At 34.5% G+C, this 13,858-nt stretch carries 13 protein-coding genes, 1 other RNA gene and 1 pseudogene; 5 read left to right on the forward strand and 10 right to left on the reverse strand.

The annotated features are described in order from the left end of the window. The 7 genes and pseudogenes from ACMHJ2_RS08830 to ACMHJ2_RS08860 form a co-directional block, all read right to left on the reverse strand. Window positions 1-417, reverse strand: a pseudogene (locus ACMHJ2_RS08830) (hypothetical protein); the annotation flags it as partial. 55 nt (window positions 418-472) lie between these two features. Next, window positions 473-2,434 carry an OmpA family protein gene (locus ACMHJ2_RS08835; RefSeq protein ID WP_413512531.1) on the reverse strand — a complete coding sequence of 654 codons (1,962 nt, stop codon included), beginning with the start codon at window positions 2,432-2,434 and terminating at the stop codon, window positions 473-475. A 10-nt stretch (window positions 2,435-2,444) separates the two neighbouring features. After that, window positions 2,445-3,377: a type IX secretion system membrane protein PorP/SprF gene (locus ACMHJ2_RS08840; RefSeq protein WP_413512532.1), complete on the reverse strand. Its 933-nt coding sequence runs from the start codon at window positions 3,375-3,377 to the stop codon at window positions 2,445-2,447. A gap of 11 nt (window positions 3,378-3,388) precedes the next feature. After that, window positions 3,389-4,705, reverse strand: a complete 1,317-nt coding sequence (locus ACMHJ2_RS08845; protein ID WP_413512533.1) for a gliding motility-associated C-terminal domain-containing protein — start codon at window positions 4,703-4,705, stop codon at window positions 3,389-3,391. Window positions 4,706-5,148: 443 nt separating this feature from the next. Continuing rightward, complete coding sequence (gene mnmD, locus ACMHJ2_RS08850; protein ID WP_413512534.1) at window positions 5,149-5,820, reverse strand: tRNA (5-methylaminomethyl-2-thiouridine)(34)-methyltransferase MnmD; 672 nt, start codon at window positions 5,818-5,820, stop codon at window positions 5,149-5,151. A gap of 4 nt (window positions 5,821-5,824) precedes the next feature. After that, entirely contained in the window at window positions 5,825-6,280 is a 456-nt protein-coding gene (locus ACMHJ2_RS08855) for a hypothetical protein (RefSeq protein ID WP_413512535.1), read from the reverse strand. Between the two features lie 8 nt (window positions 6,281-6,288). Next, complete coding sequence (locus ACMHJ2_RS08860) at window positions 6,289-6,804, reverse strand: DUF4920 domain-containing protein (RefSeq protein ID WP_413512536.1); 516 nt, start codon at window positions 6,802-6,804, stop codon at window positions 6,289-6,291. Window positions 6,805-7,065: 261 nt separating this feature from the next. Between ACMHJ2_RS08860 and ACMHJ2_RS08865 the strand changes: the two genes are divergently transcribed. The 3 genes from ACMHJ2_RS08865 (at window position 7,066) to ACMHJ2_RS08875 (ending at window position 9,567) form a co-directional block, all read left to right on the forward strand. Beyond that, the gene (locus ACMHJ2_RS08865) at window positions 7,066-8,139 is read left to right on the forward strand and encodes a branched-chain amino acid aminotransferase (protein ID WP_413512537.1); all 1,074 of its coding nucleotides are present in this window, start codon (window positions 7,066-7,068) and stop codon (window positions 8,137-8,139) included. Between the two features lie 100 nt (window positions 8,140-8,239). Further along, window positions 8,240-8,425 carry a hypothetical protein gene (locus ACMHJ2_RS08870; RefSeq protein WP_413512538.1) on the forward strand — a complete coding sequence of 62 codons (186 nt, stop codon included), beginning with the start codon at window positions 8,240-8,242 and terminating at the stop codon, window positions 8,423-8,425. A 29-nt stretch (window positions 8,426-8,454) separates the two neighbouring features. After that, the gene (locus ACMHJ2_RS08875) at window positions 8,455-9,567 is read left to right on the forward strand and encodes a hypothetical protein (protein ID WP_413512539.1); all 1,113 of its coding nucleotides are present in this window, start codon (window positions 8,455-8,457) and stop codon (window positions 9,565-9,567) included. A gap of 61 nt (window positions 9,568-9,628) precedes the next feature. On the opposite strand, the gene kdsB is transcribed toward ACMHJ2_RS08875, so the two are convergent. Both kdsB and ACMHJ2_RS08885 read right to left on the reverse strand, forming a co-directional pair. Continuing rightward, window positions 9,629-10,366, reverse strand: a complete 738-nt coding sequence (gene kdsB / locus ACMHJ2_RS08880) for a 3-deoxy-manno-octulosonate cytidylyltransferase (RefSeq protein ID WP_413512540.1) — start codon at window positions 10,364-10,366, stop codon at window positions 9,629-9,631. Window positions 10,367-10,446: 80 nt separating this feature from the next. Further along, window positions 10,447-11,886 (reverse strand): ATP-dependent DNA helicase, encoded by a 1,440-nt coding sequence (locus tag ACMHJ2_RS08885; protein ID WP_413512541.1) that lies wholly within the window; start codon window positions 11,884-11,886, stop codon window positions 10,447-10,449. Window positions 11,887-12,016: 130 nt separating this feature from the next. On the opposite strand from ACMHJ2_RS08885, the gene ACMHJ2_RS08890 reads away from it, so the two are divergent. Next, window positions 12,017-12,808, forward strand: a complete 792-nt coding sequence (locus ACMHJ2_RS08890) for a DUF3822 family protein (protein ID WP_413512542.1) — start codon at window positions 12,017-12,019, stop codon at window positions 12,806-12,808. Beyond that, window positions 12,805-13,371: an RsmD family RNA methyltransferase gene (locus tag ACMHJ2_RS08895; protein WP_413512543.1), complete on the forward strand. Its 567-nt coding sequence runs from the start codon at window positions 12,805-12,807 to the stop codon at window positions 13,369-13,371. The genes ACMHJ2_RS08890 and ACMHJ2_RS08895 overlap by 4 nt, the downstream gene beginning before the upstream one ends. A 55-nt stretch (window positions 13,372-13,426) precedes the next feature. On the opposite strand, the gene rnpB is transcribed toward ACMHJ2_RS08895, so the two are convergent. Next, window positions 13,427-13,742, reverse strand: an RNA gene (gene rnpB / locus ACMHJ2_RS08900) — RNase P RNA component class A. Window positions 13,743-13,858: the final 116 nt, after the last annotated feature.

Genomic DNA, 13,858 nt, shown 5'->3' on the forward strand with positions numbered 1-13,858 from the left:
GGTTGTAACGATATTTAAACTTTGAATATCTATAAAAATAAATTCATCACTTCCATCGTATAATTTTAATAGCCCATCTTCAACAACAAAACTTTTATTCTTTGTATTACTCCATTCTTTACTATCCAAATCCGATAATAATCGATGCCAACTATCTCTTTTCCAAAAATAATAGCCTCGAACTAATTCTGTATTTTCTGTTATATTATAAACAAGTAAACTTTCAACATTACCATGTTCTATCGTTTTATCGTCTGTAAGACTTTTCAATTCTATTCTAGGAATGAGAACCCCTCTATTTTCAGAGAAAATTTCAAGTTGAGCAGATAAATTAGGAGTAGCTGTACCTATTCCAACTTGAGCGTAAGTTATTGCCCCAGTGCAAAAAGCACCGAGTAAAATCCATCTCTTTTTCATGTGATTAGCTATTTAAATTATATATTAAGTGTGTGTGATTACATATAGGGGGTGATTATATTTCAGTTATGATAAACTCACTGCGTCTATTTAATTGATGTTCTTCGACTGTACACGGTACCCCATTACTACATTTGTTTAGCAATTGAGTTTCTCCGTATCCTTTTCCGGTCAAGCGACTTGGTGCTATTCCTTGTTCAACCATCCATTGTATCGTTGCTTTTACGCGTCGATCTGATAAATTCAGGTTGTACGCATCATTGCCTTTGCTATCTGTATGCGAGCGAACGTCAATTTTTAGGGTTGGGTATTGTTTCATTACTTCTACAATTTTCATCAATTCAATGGAAGCATCACGGCGAATAGTGGATTTATCAAAATCAAAGTAGATTGGTTTGAGCTGAAGGCGTTTGAATAAATCATCGTTCACTTGAAGTGGTTTCTCTGTTCGTTCCAATCCGATATTCACGGTTTTCACACCAGATTCTCGATTTACATTAAAAGCAACTTCAACAGTGTTATATGATTTGTTCTCTACTTTGATGCGGTATTTATGACCACAATCTAATAGAGAGGCGATATAATAGCCCTTGTTGTTGGTATAAATCGTATCTGTTTTTTGGTATAAACCGTCTGAAATAACTACCAAGGCATTCACTAAAACTTCGTTGGTATCCTTGTCGTATACCGTACCTTCTATACTTTGTTGACACGGTTTTTCAGCTAAAAAATAAATATCATCTGAGCCTTTACCTCCCGCGCGATTTGAACTCACAAAGCCTTTTCCTTGTTTGGAATCTAAATAGAAACCAAAATCATCCAAGCTACTGTTTATAGGAGTTCCCATATTAACTACGGGACCAAAACTTCCATCGGGATACAGCTTCGCTACAAATACATCGAGTCCCCCTAGTCCTGGATGTCCATCGGAAGAAAAATACAACTGATAATCTGAAGAAATGAAAGGGAAGCTTTCTCTACCTTCGGTATTGATGCCTTTACCGAGGTTCTCTATGGGACCATAGCCTTTATTTTCATATAAGGCTACCCGAAATAAGTCGGATTGACCGTGTGTACCGTTGCGATCTGAGGCAAAATACAACCATTTATCATCTGGAGTTAGCGCTGGATGAGCGGTATTGAAATTGTCTGAATTAAAAGGCAATTCCTCTACTTCTCCCCACTTGCCATCTGATTGTTTGACAGCCTTGTATAGTTTTAATAGTGAAGTCTCGTTTTTATTTTGCTTGCTCTTTCCGTTTGGTTTAGAATTGTTTCGCGTGAAGTACATCGCTGTGCCATCTTGTGTAAAAACTGCGGTTGCATCATTGACTTTGGAATTGATCTCGGGTGCAAAAAGCACAGGCTCTCCAAATCCATCTTGACGCATGATTGAGCTGTATAAACTCGTATAGCTCTCATTGGTCCAACTGTGAATCTGACTTCCACTTTGGTGATCTGTAGCTCTTGCAGAGGTGAAAATAAATTGATCTCCGAGCCTTGTTCCACCATAATCGGAATAGTCCGTATTCAAGTCCAACAATTTGATAGCATAGCGATCCGAATGATTTTCAATATGCGTCAAGTAATCGCTATTTTTAGTCAATTGTTCTACTCGAGAATCTTGATTTTCTAAAACAGCAAACTGATCCATCAATTGTTGCGATTTCTTATAATCTTCAACTGCTTTTAAGGTTTGCGCATAGCGGTAATAATATTCGGATGGCAATTTAGATAGGTTTTTATCTTCATAATCCCCATCAAATAATTGCGTATACCATTTATTAGCGTCAACTAACTTGCCATTGAAATAATAAGCATCCCCTAAATTTTGCAAGATAGAGGTGTTTACGTATCCCTTTTGTGCAATGCGTTCATACACTTTAATGGCATCTACATAGGCTAAGCGATCAAAGCTTTTATCGGCTTGTTTTTCTTTTTTTATTTGACTGTATCCCGAAACACTAAAGCTCAAAACAACACTTAGTATCCCCAGTCGTATCATTTGTTTTATCATAACTTGACTATTAGAAGAACCTAGGCGCAGTGATGCGCTTATAGCTGTTAAACAAAGTGAATCGCATAAAAATCTCGTGAGATCCAGAGTTATAACGAGCTAACTTGCTCGTTTCTGCATCGTAACTATAGCCGACAAGGATATTTTCTGATACTTGGAAGCCCACAAGTCCACTCACTGAGGCATCCCAGCGGTAAGCGGCTCCAACAGTAAATTTATCGACAAACATAAAGTTGGCCGTCACATCTACTTGCAAAGGAGAACCTTGTTCCATTTTTACCATAGCGGCGGGTTTGAACTTCAAATTGGGGTTCACCTCAAACACATAGCCCCCGGTTACATAGAGGTGCATTTTCTCGCGAAGGGTTTTGATACTGTTATCGTCATACCGAGAACGCGTCAATAAAGCAGGGACAGATATCCCTACGTAAGCTCTGTCGGAATACAAAAATAATCCCGCACCAATATTTGGGGTAAATTCATTCTTGACATCCTCTGCTACAATAGGATCCGTTGGGTTGTAAACATTTAATTTGCTGTAGTTGACATCGAGTAAATTAGCGGATCCTTTTAATCCAAAAGCTAATTTATAGGTATAATTCAGATCGATTGCATAGGATAAATCAACCGATAGTGTATTGTCATCCATTACCCCTAGGTGATCATTGGTGAAATTGACGCCTAATCCTAAGCCTGAATCTCCCAAAGGCGTATTGACTGATAGGGTAGCGGTTTTAGGTGCCCCTTCTAATCCTACCCATTGGGTGCGATACAAACCAAAAATATTCAAGCCCTCTCTACTCCCTGCATAAGCAGGATTAATATTGGAGTGGTTGTACATGTATTGGGTATATTGGGGATCTTGTTGCGCATAGGTTTGGGTGATACTTAGCAAACCTAGACCTCCAAGAACGATTGTCTTTAGTGTGTTTCTTTTTTTCATTTACTTGGGATTTACTGGTTCTCTAAATGTAAATTGGCCGCTTTCTTAATCATGCGACTTCCGTTGGCATCTTTGTATTCATAGGTAACTACATAGTAATACGTGCCACTTGGCAATTTCTTTTTCTTATCTATCGTAACTTTTCCTTCTGAATAACCTGTAAATACATTGGTACTTCCATCTCCTAGTGGATCGTAATTTGTCGTTTCATATACTTTTACTCCCCAACGGTTGTAAATCTCTACCCGGTTATTGGGGTATTTGCGGATGTTTTCAATGATAAAGTAATCGTTCTTTCCATCGCCATCAGGGGTTACTAAGTTGTAAATCACCACATCGCCTTCTAAAATAAAATCAGTCTTTACCGTCGCTAATGTAAAATAACCAAAGTCTTTTATTTCGGCTGGCGTGGTCACCGTGCGACTAGACATATCAACTACACCGCCTTCGTCAACCCATAGCTGCTGTTTTTCATCCCAACGAACAATGTGAAGTTCATTTTCAGGGTCTTTCAACAAGTCGAGAACAGTCGTGTGCTCATCCCAAGTCAAACTTAAAATAACTGTCGCAGGAGTTTTTAATTTCCCTTCCAATTTCCAATATTCTGCGGTATTGAGTTGTTTGATTACACCGGTAGTTGCTTTGTGATTTTCAAAGAAAGAAGGCCCTTCTATATTGTATTTGGCGGTAATCGCATCTTTAATATCCTTTGGAGCGCTAATCATTGCTGGGCGATATCTATTTTTATCCCCTACTGGATAGGTGAAAGGCTCCTTTCCTATCTTCTCAACCTCGCCTTCTATATGGCTTTGATCAGATACATTAACATGCTGTGACTGAGGCATAAAACTAACCATTCCATAAGGTAAATCTGTACTGGAATTAATTGTAGGATCTACTTTTACAATTCCTTTTTTAAAATGAGCCAGACCATGGATATCTACATTATTTTTTAAATCAAAGTCAACGCCATCCCATTCACTATCGAATTCAACATTGTATAAGGAGGTCAAACCTTTTCCTTTGATTTGTTTGGCAAAAGAAGAATTATTTAAAACAAAATAAGTAGATGATGTTTTCTTTGTAGTGGTAATACCATACTGTCCATCATTTGTAAAATCTTCATAATAATAAACACTACCATCATTCACAAAATCCCCTGTTGCTGTATTTATAAAATCAAACCGCGTTGATAAGATTGTTTCTGAACGGACACTAAACAAACCTGTATTTACCAGAGGGGCATTATCAGATCCATCTTGACCATACGATAAGCCATGAACACTGACAAGCAGTAAAAAGGTTATTTTTAAATAATGCTGACTCATATAATTTTAATTTAATGGTTTGTATTCCCGTCAATTTTCTACTCTTATTTAGTGCTCTCCAATATATTGAATCGCTAAAGTATATCTTAATTTAAAACGCACAAGTCTTAAATTTCACTTAAAATTAAATAAAAAATACCATCTAAAAAACAATTTCAAAATCATAATAGTAATTTAATTTAAAATTAACATTGAATAATACACACTATTTAACTAAAAAATAAAACAAATATGTTCATTTCTATTGTTTTTAACGAAAAAACACACTTTAGTATTTAAAAAATAATTTTATGATAATTTTACTTTTTTAAAAAAAATATCAAAATAGTATCAAAAAAGAATTTGAAACCTGAAAAACAATACGTTACATTTTTTCCATAAAAAAAACCACTAAGAGCAGAACTCCTAATGGTTTTTTTAGTATTTAATTTTTCTTTGTTAAGCTATCGTTTATGAGCTAACGTCATTTCTCTTTTTCCTGGAGGTCCTGGAACAATTTCAATTGTAAATCCCGCGGCCTTCATATTTCTTTTAATTGCTGATCTACAAGCATAAGTAACTAAAGTTCCCCCATGTTTTAAACTGTCATAAGCCTTTTTAAAAATAGCTTCTGACCATAAATGGGGTTGAAACTGATAACCAAACACATCAAAATAAACCAAATCAAAATAATCTTTGGTCAATTCAACGATTTCAAATGGGACAAGTAATTTTTGAATAACCAATTGAGGATGCAACGGACACATCACATTCCAAGGAACTTCATGCATCCTTGTAAACACTTCCTTTCCTTGTTTGAAATCAGGTAAGTGTGTTGAAAAAGTTAGCACTTCATATTCCTCTTTTTGCAAAGGAAATGCTTCAATTGTGTGATAAATCAATTTTTTTTGCTTGTCAATAATTTGAGCCATTGTCAAAAAGGCATTTAACCCAGTTCCAAAACCAAATTCAACAATCTTAACTTCCTCTTGGTGTATAAACTTCATCAATCCTTGTTCTATATAAACATGGTTTGATTCTTGAATAGCACCATGAATAGAATGATAGGTTTCTCCCCATTCTTCAATTTCTAAAGAATGAGAACCATCAGAAGTGATAATAATATTTCTCTTCATTATATTAAGGAATCAATAATCGCTTAATTCTCGGTATAGGTCCGCCACACTTTTTTTGATGGCAGCTCAAACAAGCTTCTACAATTGCATTGAATTTTTCTTTTGTATTGTGGTTGGGATCAGCATAGAATTCTTCCTCTATACGAATGAAATTTCGCGCTTGTGTTTCAAAAAACAAATCCTTATCTGAAGGATCAGTCATTGTAGCTGTATACAGGCGTTGATGTAAACTAGGCATAGAGTTCGCAATAGCGAGTTCTTCCATTATTTTTTCTCGAATCCGTTGATTATCAACAAACATCTGCTCCATAAGAGCAGCCATTTCTGACATCTCATACATTTTAAATTCGGTTTTCTCTTGCTCTATTTCGTTCGTTTGTTCTTTTGGTGCTTCTTTATTTGCTTGTTTGCAACTGAGACAAAAACTCAAGAAACACAAGGCTATCCCCCATCGAATCATAGTTCCGTTTATTTTGTAATTGCTATTCCATCTGCTTCAAATGCATACGTTACCTTAGGCTCTGTAATAGCAGCAATTTCTGTTTCATTTTTTCCTGCATCCTTAGCATAATGTTTCAATTCATCAATAGATACAATCGATACAAAAGCTTTCCCTTGCATCACCACTTCATGTCCTGCTGCATTCATAGGAGCGAAAAAACCGTACTCTTTAAAACGAACGAAGCTACTTTTATCTTGTGCTAAATCAACTTGCATCCAGCATCCCTTTTTCTGACACACTTCTTTAATTGTAGACGTAAATGAAACCTGAAGTGTATCCCCTGCTTTCAATTGATCAAATTTCTTCCACATCTCCTCTTTAGATAATACAGGTTGATTTACATCTACAGTCTGTCCAAAAGTTTCATAGTCCTTTTTAACTGTTTCGGTTACAGTCTCCTGTTCTACCTTTTGCTCTTTCTTCTTATCACAACTAACTGCTAATAAAGCAATTAAACCTAAAGTTAATACAAAATATTTCATGCGATTTAAATAAATAAATTAATTTCAAAGGTAAATCAAAAAAATAAACTAAAAACAAAGAGTTTACGCAAACAAATTGAATGTATCTTATATTTTCTCAATTTTTTTTTTGATAATATAATATTTTCTTCAGCTATGTAATTATTCTTTAAATTAAATTGATAAATAGTGACTTTTTTTGCTATTTTTGTAAGGCAGTAGTTCAAAAAACTACTTGAATTTTTAGTTTAAACAACAACAACTTTTTAAAAACACTATAAAATGAGTTTAGAAACAAAATTTGAACTTTCTATCGAAAAAATAGAAAAGTCTAGAGTCGATACAATTGATTTCGAGAATGTAAAATTTGGATCTATTTTCACAGATCATATGTTGGTTTGTCATTATAAAGATGGGAAATGGGGAAAAGTAGAAATCAAACCTTATGGACCTATGAGTTTTGCACCTGCTATGAATGTTTTCCACTATGGACAAGCTATTTTTGAAGGAATGAAAGCTTACAAAGATACCAATGAGGATGTATGGTTATTCCGTCCACGTGAAAATTGGTCTCGTTTTAATAAATCTGCAGAACGTATGGCTATGCCACACATTGATGAAGAAAGATTTATTGATGGTTTAAAAGCACTTTTAAATTTAGATAGAGAATGGGTTAGAAAAGGAGAAGGTAACTCTTTGTACTTACGTCCATTTATGATTGGTACACACGAAGGAGTTGTTGCTGGTCCATCTAGTGAATTTATGTTCTGTGTTATTTGTTCTCCTGCGCGTACGTATTACTCAGGAAAAGTAAAAGTACAAATTGCTGAACATTATAGCCGTGCTGCTAATGGTGGTGTAGGTTATACCAAATGTTCTGGAAACTACGGTGGGCAATTCTACCCTACGCAATTAGCTCAAAAAGAAGGATACCAACAAGTAATTTGGACCGATGATGCTACCCATACCAAATTAGAAGAAGCGGGTACAATGAATGTATTCTTCAGAATAGGAGATACTTTAATTACAGCCCCTACAAGTGAGCGTATCCTAGATGGAGTTACAAGAAAAAGTTTACTTGATATTGCAACTAGTAAAGGAATTAACGTAGAAGTAAGAGCTATTGTTGTTCAAGAATTATTAGATGCTCATGCAAAAGGAGAATTATTAGAAATATTTGGTGCAGGAACAGCAGTAACGATTGGACAAATAGAAGGTTTTGCTTACCAACAAAAATATTACGAATTACCTGAAATTAAAGAGGAAGATTCATTCGCTATTAGGTTGAAAACAAACTTACAAGGTATTCAACAAAAAGCAATTGAAGACACTTTTAATTGGACAGAAAAAATATAATTACTCGCTAGAGCAGTAATTTCAAAAACGGCAGACATCCTGCCGTTTTTTTTATGCGTTATATTAAAGGTTTTTACTTATTTTTGCTAAAATATTTATTATGTTTACACCAGGGCAAATTAAATTCGCTATTTTTTTTATTGTTGCGTTTACGATTATTCTAATCATCATGTATCGCAAAGATCTTAATCTTCATCGAAAATATTACAAAAATAGATTGTGGGTTTTACTGGCGTTTCTAGCCTTTATTGGTTCTTTGTTCATCCTAAAGAATGTACTTAAATAATATTTAATCCTAGGTATACGCTGCTTACTATGAAAATCCTCAAGTACTTCCTGCTTCTTGTCACTTTATTATGCACTTCCCTCGTCGTTTTTGTATTAACACAAAGTGGTACTTTCAAAATAACGAAATCATTTGAATTAGATGCACCTCAACCTATTGTATATCAATACATACAGGATTTAGATAATTGGAATGATTGGATTACAACGGAAAATTCATCCAATGGAATATACCAGATAACCTTGCCTAATATTGGTGTTTATCAAATCCGAAAGGAATATGACAAACCCTATGATAGTATTTCACAAGATATTTTATATGATAATAAGCTGTCTAATATTATCTGGCGCTTTAGTACGAAAGGACAAAAAACGAAAGTTGATTTCTCTTTTGAAGGATCAATAGACTTAAAGACAAAAATAATTACTTTCTTTTCGGGATCTCCAGATAAAGTGGTAGGTGAAGCGATTGACAATAATATTAATGCCCTTATTGTTTTTTTTATTAAGCAATACAAAGAATACAATTTAACGACAACCGGTTCTACAAACAAAGATACCCTACATTATATTTATCTGAACAGTACTTCAAATTATGAAAATATAAAAACAACAATCGCATTGCTTAATACACAATTAACCGATTTTTGTAAAACCCATAAAATTAAGGTAGACCCAACTCCGCTATTGATTTTTGACAATACGCCTCTAACTGAAAATATAACTTTTCAATATGGCTTTCAACTCCATGATTCTATCTTTTTAAATGAGGAAGAAAGTTTTAAAACAGGAATCCTAGCTTCAACTTCTTACTTTGAAAGCAGCGTTTCGGGTTATTATTCACACCTGCCAAAAGCGCTGAGAGAGATTCGTTCAATTATTAGTAAATCAGAGGTTTTTACTAATAATCCAGCTCAGAAAATGAGAATTGAATTAAATCAATCCTCTTTAAATAATCGCTTACCCTCTGCATGGGAAACCACTATTTTGATTCCCATCACACAAAATCAACAGCCAACGCTATTAAATGATAGTTTAAGACGTCCTATACGCCCTTCTTTTGGAGTTCCTAGAGAAACCTCTTCATTAAGAAAAACTCCTCCGGAAACACCCCAAGAGACAGTCGAAGCAACTAATCCATAAACAAAAAAGAGAAATACTTCGGAGGTACTTCTCTTTTTTGTTTTATGAATATCAAACTATTTTACAGACCACTTGCTAATAACACTTTGGCGCGTTCTAAATCTTCTGGCGTATCAATTCCAACACCTATATGTTGCGTCAGGGCCATCTTAATTCGCTTGCCATATTCTAAATAGCGCAATTGTTCCAATTTTTCAGTAGCTTCTAAAAACTTCATTGGCCACGTTGTAAATTCTAACAAAGCTTGTTTTCTAAAAGCATATACACCAATATGTTGATAATATTGAACACTCGTTTCTTTATCTCTTGGATAAGGAATAACAGAACGAGAGAAATATAAAGCTAGATTATTTTCATCTACAACTACTTTTACATTATTGGGATTTTCAATACTTGCCCAATCGTGAATTGGCGTCATTAAAGAGGCAAGATCTATTTGTTTGACTGTATCCTCTTTAAAAATGGCTATTAATCGTTCTAAATTATCTTTATTTACAAAAGGTTCATCTCCTTGAACATTGATAACAATATCCGCTTCTATAGAAGCAACAGCTTCAGCGATACGATCACTTCCACTTTCATGTTCTTTTACACTGCGCACCACTTTTCCACCATGCAATTGGATTTCATCAAAAATCAAAGGCGAATCAGTAACAACAAAAACATCATCAAATAGTCCCGTTGCTACAGTAGCTTCATACGTTCTTCTAATAATGGTTTTGCCTCCCAATTCTTGCATTAATTTGGCAGGAAAACGCGTAGAAGCATATCGAGCAGGAATAACTGCAATTACTTTCATAGTAGTTGTATTAATATCAATCAAAGATAAGCGTTTTTCAAGATTCCGCTCAAACAAATACATCGGATTTTTCCTGGAATTTAATCCAATTTCTCTTCAAAATACTCTTCCTGAAAACCAATCAGATACAATTTGCTTTTAGCCCGAGTTAAGGCTGTGTACAACCAACGTACATATTCTTGATTAATGCCTTCTGGCAAATAGGGTTGCTCGATAAAAACCGTATCCCATTGTCCACCCTGTGATTTATGGCAGGTAACGGCATAGGAAAACTTCACTTGCAAAGCATTGAAGTACTCATTTTCTTTTACTTTTTGATTCTTTTTATATTTTGAAATCTCCTCTTCATAATCCAATAACACTTCTTGATATAAACGATTGCTCTGTTCATAAGTCAATGCAGGTGATTCACTGGTGAGGGTATCCAACAAAATTACGGTATCAAAGGGAATCATATTCTCATAATCAATCATGCGAATTCGCACAGATGCAAATCGAAACCCATATAACTCTATTGTTTTGTAAATTTGTAAAATCTCAATGATATCGCCATTGGCAATAAAATCAGTTACGGTGGAATCTTTAAGCCAGTAATAATTATTTTTTACTACCATCAACAAATCTCCTGCTGCTATTTCGCTCTCTCTATCTAAAATACGCGTCCGAATTTGTTGATTATAGGCATTCGCTCGCTTATTGGAACGCACGATAAACATAGTTTCCTCTGGACCTGCATTAGAATAGGAGGAATAAATTGCATCTTGAATATCATAGCTGTCTGTAAGGCGAATAATATCTTTAAATCCATAGAGATTAAATTGAAACGTATCTATAAAATGAGAATCTAACAGCATTCTCAATTCAGTGGCATTATAGAGAATGCCTGAATCTTCTTCTTGGCGCATTACCTCATCCAACTCAATATGATGAATTGGCATATTATAGTGAAAGCTCAATTGATCTGTATCTAAAGCAGGACTGACCGTCATATTGATTGGAGGAAGCTGAGCTACATCTCCGATCAAAATCAACTTACAATTTTGCCCCGCATACACATAATAAATCAAATCATCTAACAAAGAACCATGTGGATACATACTGCTATCTCCAGCAGAGCCATCGCCTATCATCGAAGCTTCATCTACGATAAAAATTGTATTTTTATGCTTATTTTGGCGCATTGTATATTGCATACCACCACCATTTTTCAAAGGTTTGGGATAATATATATACTTGTGAATGGTAAAAGCCGAACGTTGAGCATAACCGCTAATAACTTTTGCTGCACGCCCAGTTGGGGCTAACATGACTGAAAATTTTTGAATTTCACGCAACTGGTTTACAACTACAGATAACAACGTAGTTTTACCTGTACCTGCATATCCTTTCAATACAAATAATTCATCTTGCTGTTCTGTTGTAACAAACGCAGCTATTTTTTGTAAAAAAATATCCTGCTTTAACGTTAGCTCATACGGAAATTGATGTCGTAATACTTTGTAAAATTCAGTTCCTCTCATTCTAATACTATCCTAAAATACGCCTAAACATCAAAGATACTAAGCTTTTTAGCCTAAGACTAATTTACTCCTTTAAAATTGTTTAAATTTGTCTCGCATTCACTGTTGGAAATTTAGAGTTAAACACATTATGAAGCAAAGCTTAAACAAACTTATTATTCAGGTTTCTCTTCAGAAATTTACTTTCATTATTCAGGATGTTGAATCTAAACAAATTCACCATTTTGTCTCAGAAGGACTGAACCAAAACAAGACAATTGACAATCAATTGAATATACTCTTTGCCAAACATGAGATTTTATCCTCTACCTTTGCCGATATTTTGGTATTACACGACAACAATCTCAATACATTTATACCAACAGAATTATTTGATGAAAAAGCACTAGGCTCTTATTTACAGTACAATACAAAGGTTTTTTCTTCTGATTTTTTTGCTTTTGATGAATTGACAACTAAACAGATCAATAACGTTTATATTCCGTATGTTCAAATTAACAACCTTATATTGGACAAATTAGGGGCTTTTACCTATCAAAATATCAATACTGCCTTAGTTGATCGCGTTTTGGATTTAACAGTCAATACCTCTGAAATTGAAGTATATGCTTATATCCAAAAAGATCACTTTGAACTAATTGTTGCTCAAGAAGGAAAATTGCTTTTATTCAATTCTTATTTGTACAATACCGCGCAAGATTTTATTTATTATCTTCTCTTTGTCTATGAGCAACTTAAACTTGATCCAGAGAGTACACCTTTAAAACTCATGAGCCGTATTGAAAAGGAAGATACGCTATTTGAACAAGCTTACACCTATATCCGATATATAGAAATACTAGAGGAAAACACAGCAATTGCTCCTACGCTCCTCTTACATTATCAAGTACCTAAACAACATTATATTTTATTCCATATATGAGAATTATTTCAGGAAAATTAAAAGGAAGAAAACTTAGTCCACCTAAAAACTTACCTGTTCGCCCTACTACAGATATGAGTAAAGAAGCTTTGTTTAATATCTTAAACAATCACTTCAATTTCTCAGAATTACAAGTGTTAGATTTATTTTCGGGCACAGGAAGTATTAGCTATGAGTTTGCTTCAAGAGGTGTGGAAAATATTATCAGTATAGATGCTGATTATGGTTGTGTCAATTTTATAAAAAAAACAGCCAAAGATTTGGGTTTAAATATAGTTCCTTATAAATCCGATGTATTTAAATTCCTTGAAAAACACAAAGGAACGTATGATGTCATTTTTGCTGATCCACCCTATGATTTCACACAAGAACAGTTTGAAAAAATAATTTCAGATATCTTAAACAATAATCTTTTAGATGCGGAGGGAATGCTTATTGTAGAGCATTCTAAATTTACAAAAATGGCGCATTTACCTCATGTTTCATTTGAGAAAAATTATGGAGGTTCTATTTTTACCTTTTTTGAATACGCATCGGAAGAGCAGGAAGATACTGAAGATTAAAAAAAGAGATTGACTTCATTAAATAAGTCAATCTCTTTTTTGTTTTATTTTAAAAATAAAATGCAGATCTATAAGCCGGATTCTGTATGTACCGAAGTACATCCTTATCATTTATCTAGGCCATCAATTGCTCAATGGCTCCATCTGCCTACCCCTAAAGCATCAGGCGAGCAGCCCTCAAACGCTAAATATACATGGCATTTCACCGCATAGAGTTTACCTGGTTTCACTACAGCCTTACCTGTACATACTTTCTGTTGCACTTGTCCTCACGAATTGCTCCGCGGATGGGTGTTACCCATTATACTGCTCTATGGTGTCCAGACTTTCCTCTCGTTTATTACTAAACCAGCGATAAGGCGATCTGCATTTAAGATTGCAAAAGTACAGTTTTCCACTGGAATGTGAACAAACTATTTACTTTATTTTGATAGCGCATAAGTAATGCGGACTTCTAAATAGTTAGGTATACCAACACTAGATAAAA

It is taken from the genome of Myroides odoratus, from assembly GCF_965118575.1.
In the GTDB taxonomy this organism is placed as follows: Bacteria; Bacteroidota; Bacteroidia; order Flavobacteriales; family Flavobacteriaceae; genus Flavobacterium; species Flavobacterium odoratum_B.

Coding starts and splice junctions, on each gene's coding strand:
- ACMHJ2_RS08835 (WP_413512531.1), bottom strand. CDS start 2,434: ATGATAAAACAAATGATACGACTGGGGATACTAAGTGTTGTTTTGAGC.
- ACMHJ2_RS08840 (WP_413512532.1), bottom strand. CDS start 3,377: ATGAAAAAAAGAAACACACTAAAGACAATCGTTCTTGGAGGTCTAGGT.
- ACMHJ2_RS08845 (WP_413512533.1), bottom strand. CDS start 4,705: ATGAGTCAGCATTATTTAAAAATAACCTTTTTACTGCTTGTCAGTGTT.
- mnmD (WP_413512534.1), bottom strand. CDS start 5,820: ATGAAGAGAAATATTATTATCACTTCTGATGGTTCTCATTCTTTAGAA.
- ACMHJ2_RS08855 (WP_413512535.1), bottom strand. CDS start 6,280: ATGATTCGATGGGGGATAGCCTTGTGTTTCTTGAGTTTTTGTCTCAGT.
- ACMHJ2_RS08860 (WP_413512536.1), bottom strand. CDS start 6,804: ATGAAATATTTTGTATTAACTTTAGGTTTAATTGCTTTATTAGCAGTT.
- ACMHJ2_RS08865 (WP_413512537.1), top strand. CDS start 7,066: ATGAGTTTAGAAACAAAATTTGAACTTTCTATCGAAAAAATAGAAAAG.
- ACMHJ2_RS08870 (WP_413512538.1), top strand. CDS start 8,240: ATGTTTACACCAGGGCAAATTAAATTCGCTATTTTTTTTATTGTTGCG.
- ACMHJ2_RS08875 (WP_413512539.1), top strand. CDS start 8,455: ATGAAAATCCTCAAGTACTTCCTGCTTCTTGTCACTTTATTATGCACT.
- kdsB (WP_413512540.1), bottom strand. CDS start 10,366: ATGAAAGTAATTGCAGTTATTCCTGCTCGATATGCTTCTACGCGTTTT.
- ACMHJ2_RS08885 (WP_413512541.1), bottom strand. CDS start 11,886: ATGAGAGGAACTGAATTTTACAAAGTATTACGACATCAATTTCCGTAT.
- ACMHJ2_RS08890 (WP_413512542.1), top strand. CDS start 12,017: ATGAAGCAAAGCTTAAACAAACTTATTATTCAGGTTTCTCTTCAGAAA.
- ACMHJ2_RS08895 (WP_413512543.1), top strand. CDS start 12,805: ATGAGAATTATTTCAGGAAAATTAAAAGGAAGAAAACTTAGTCCACCT.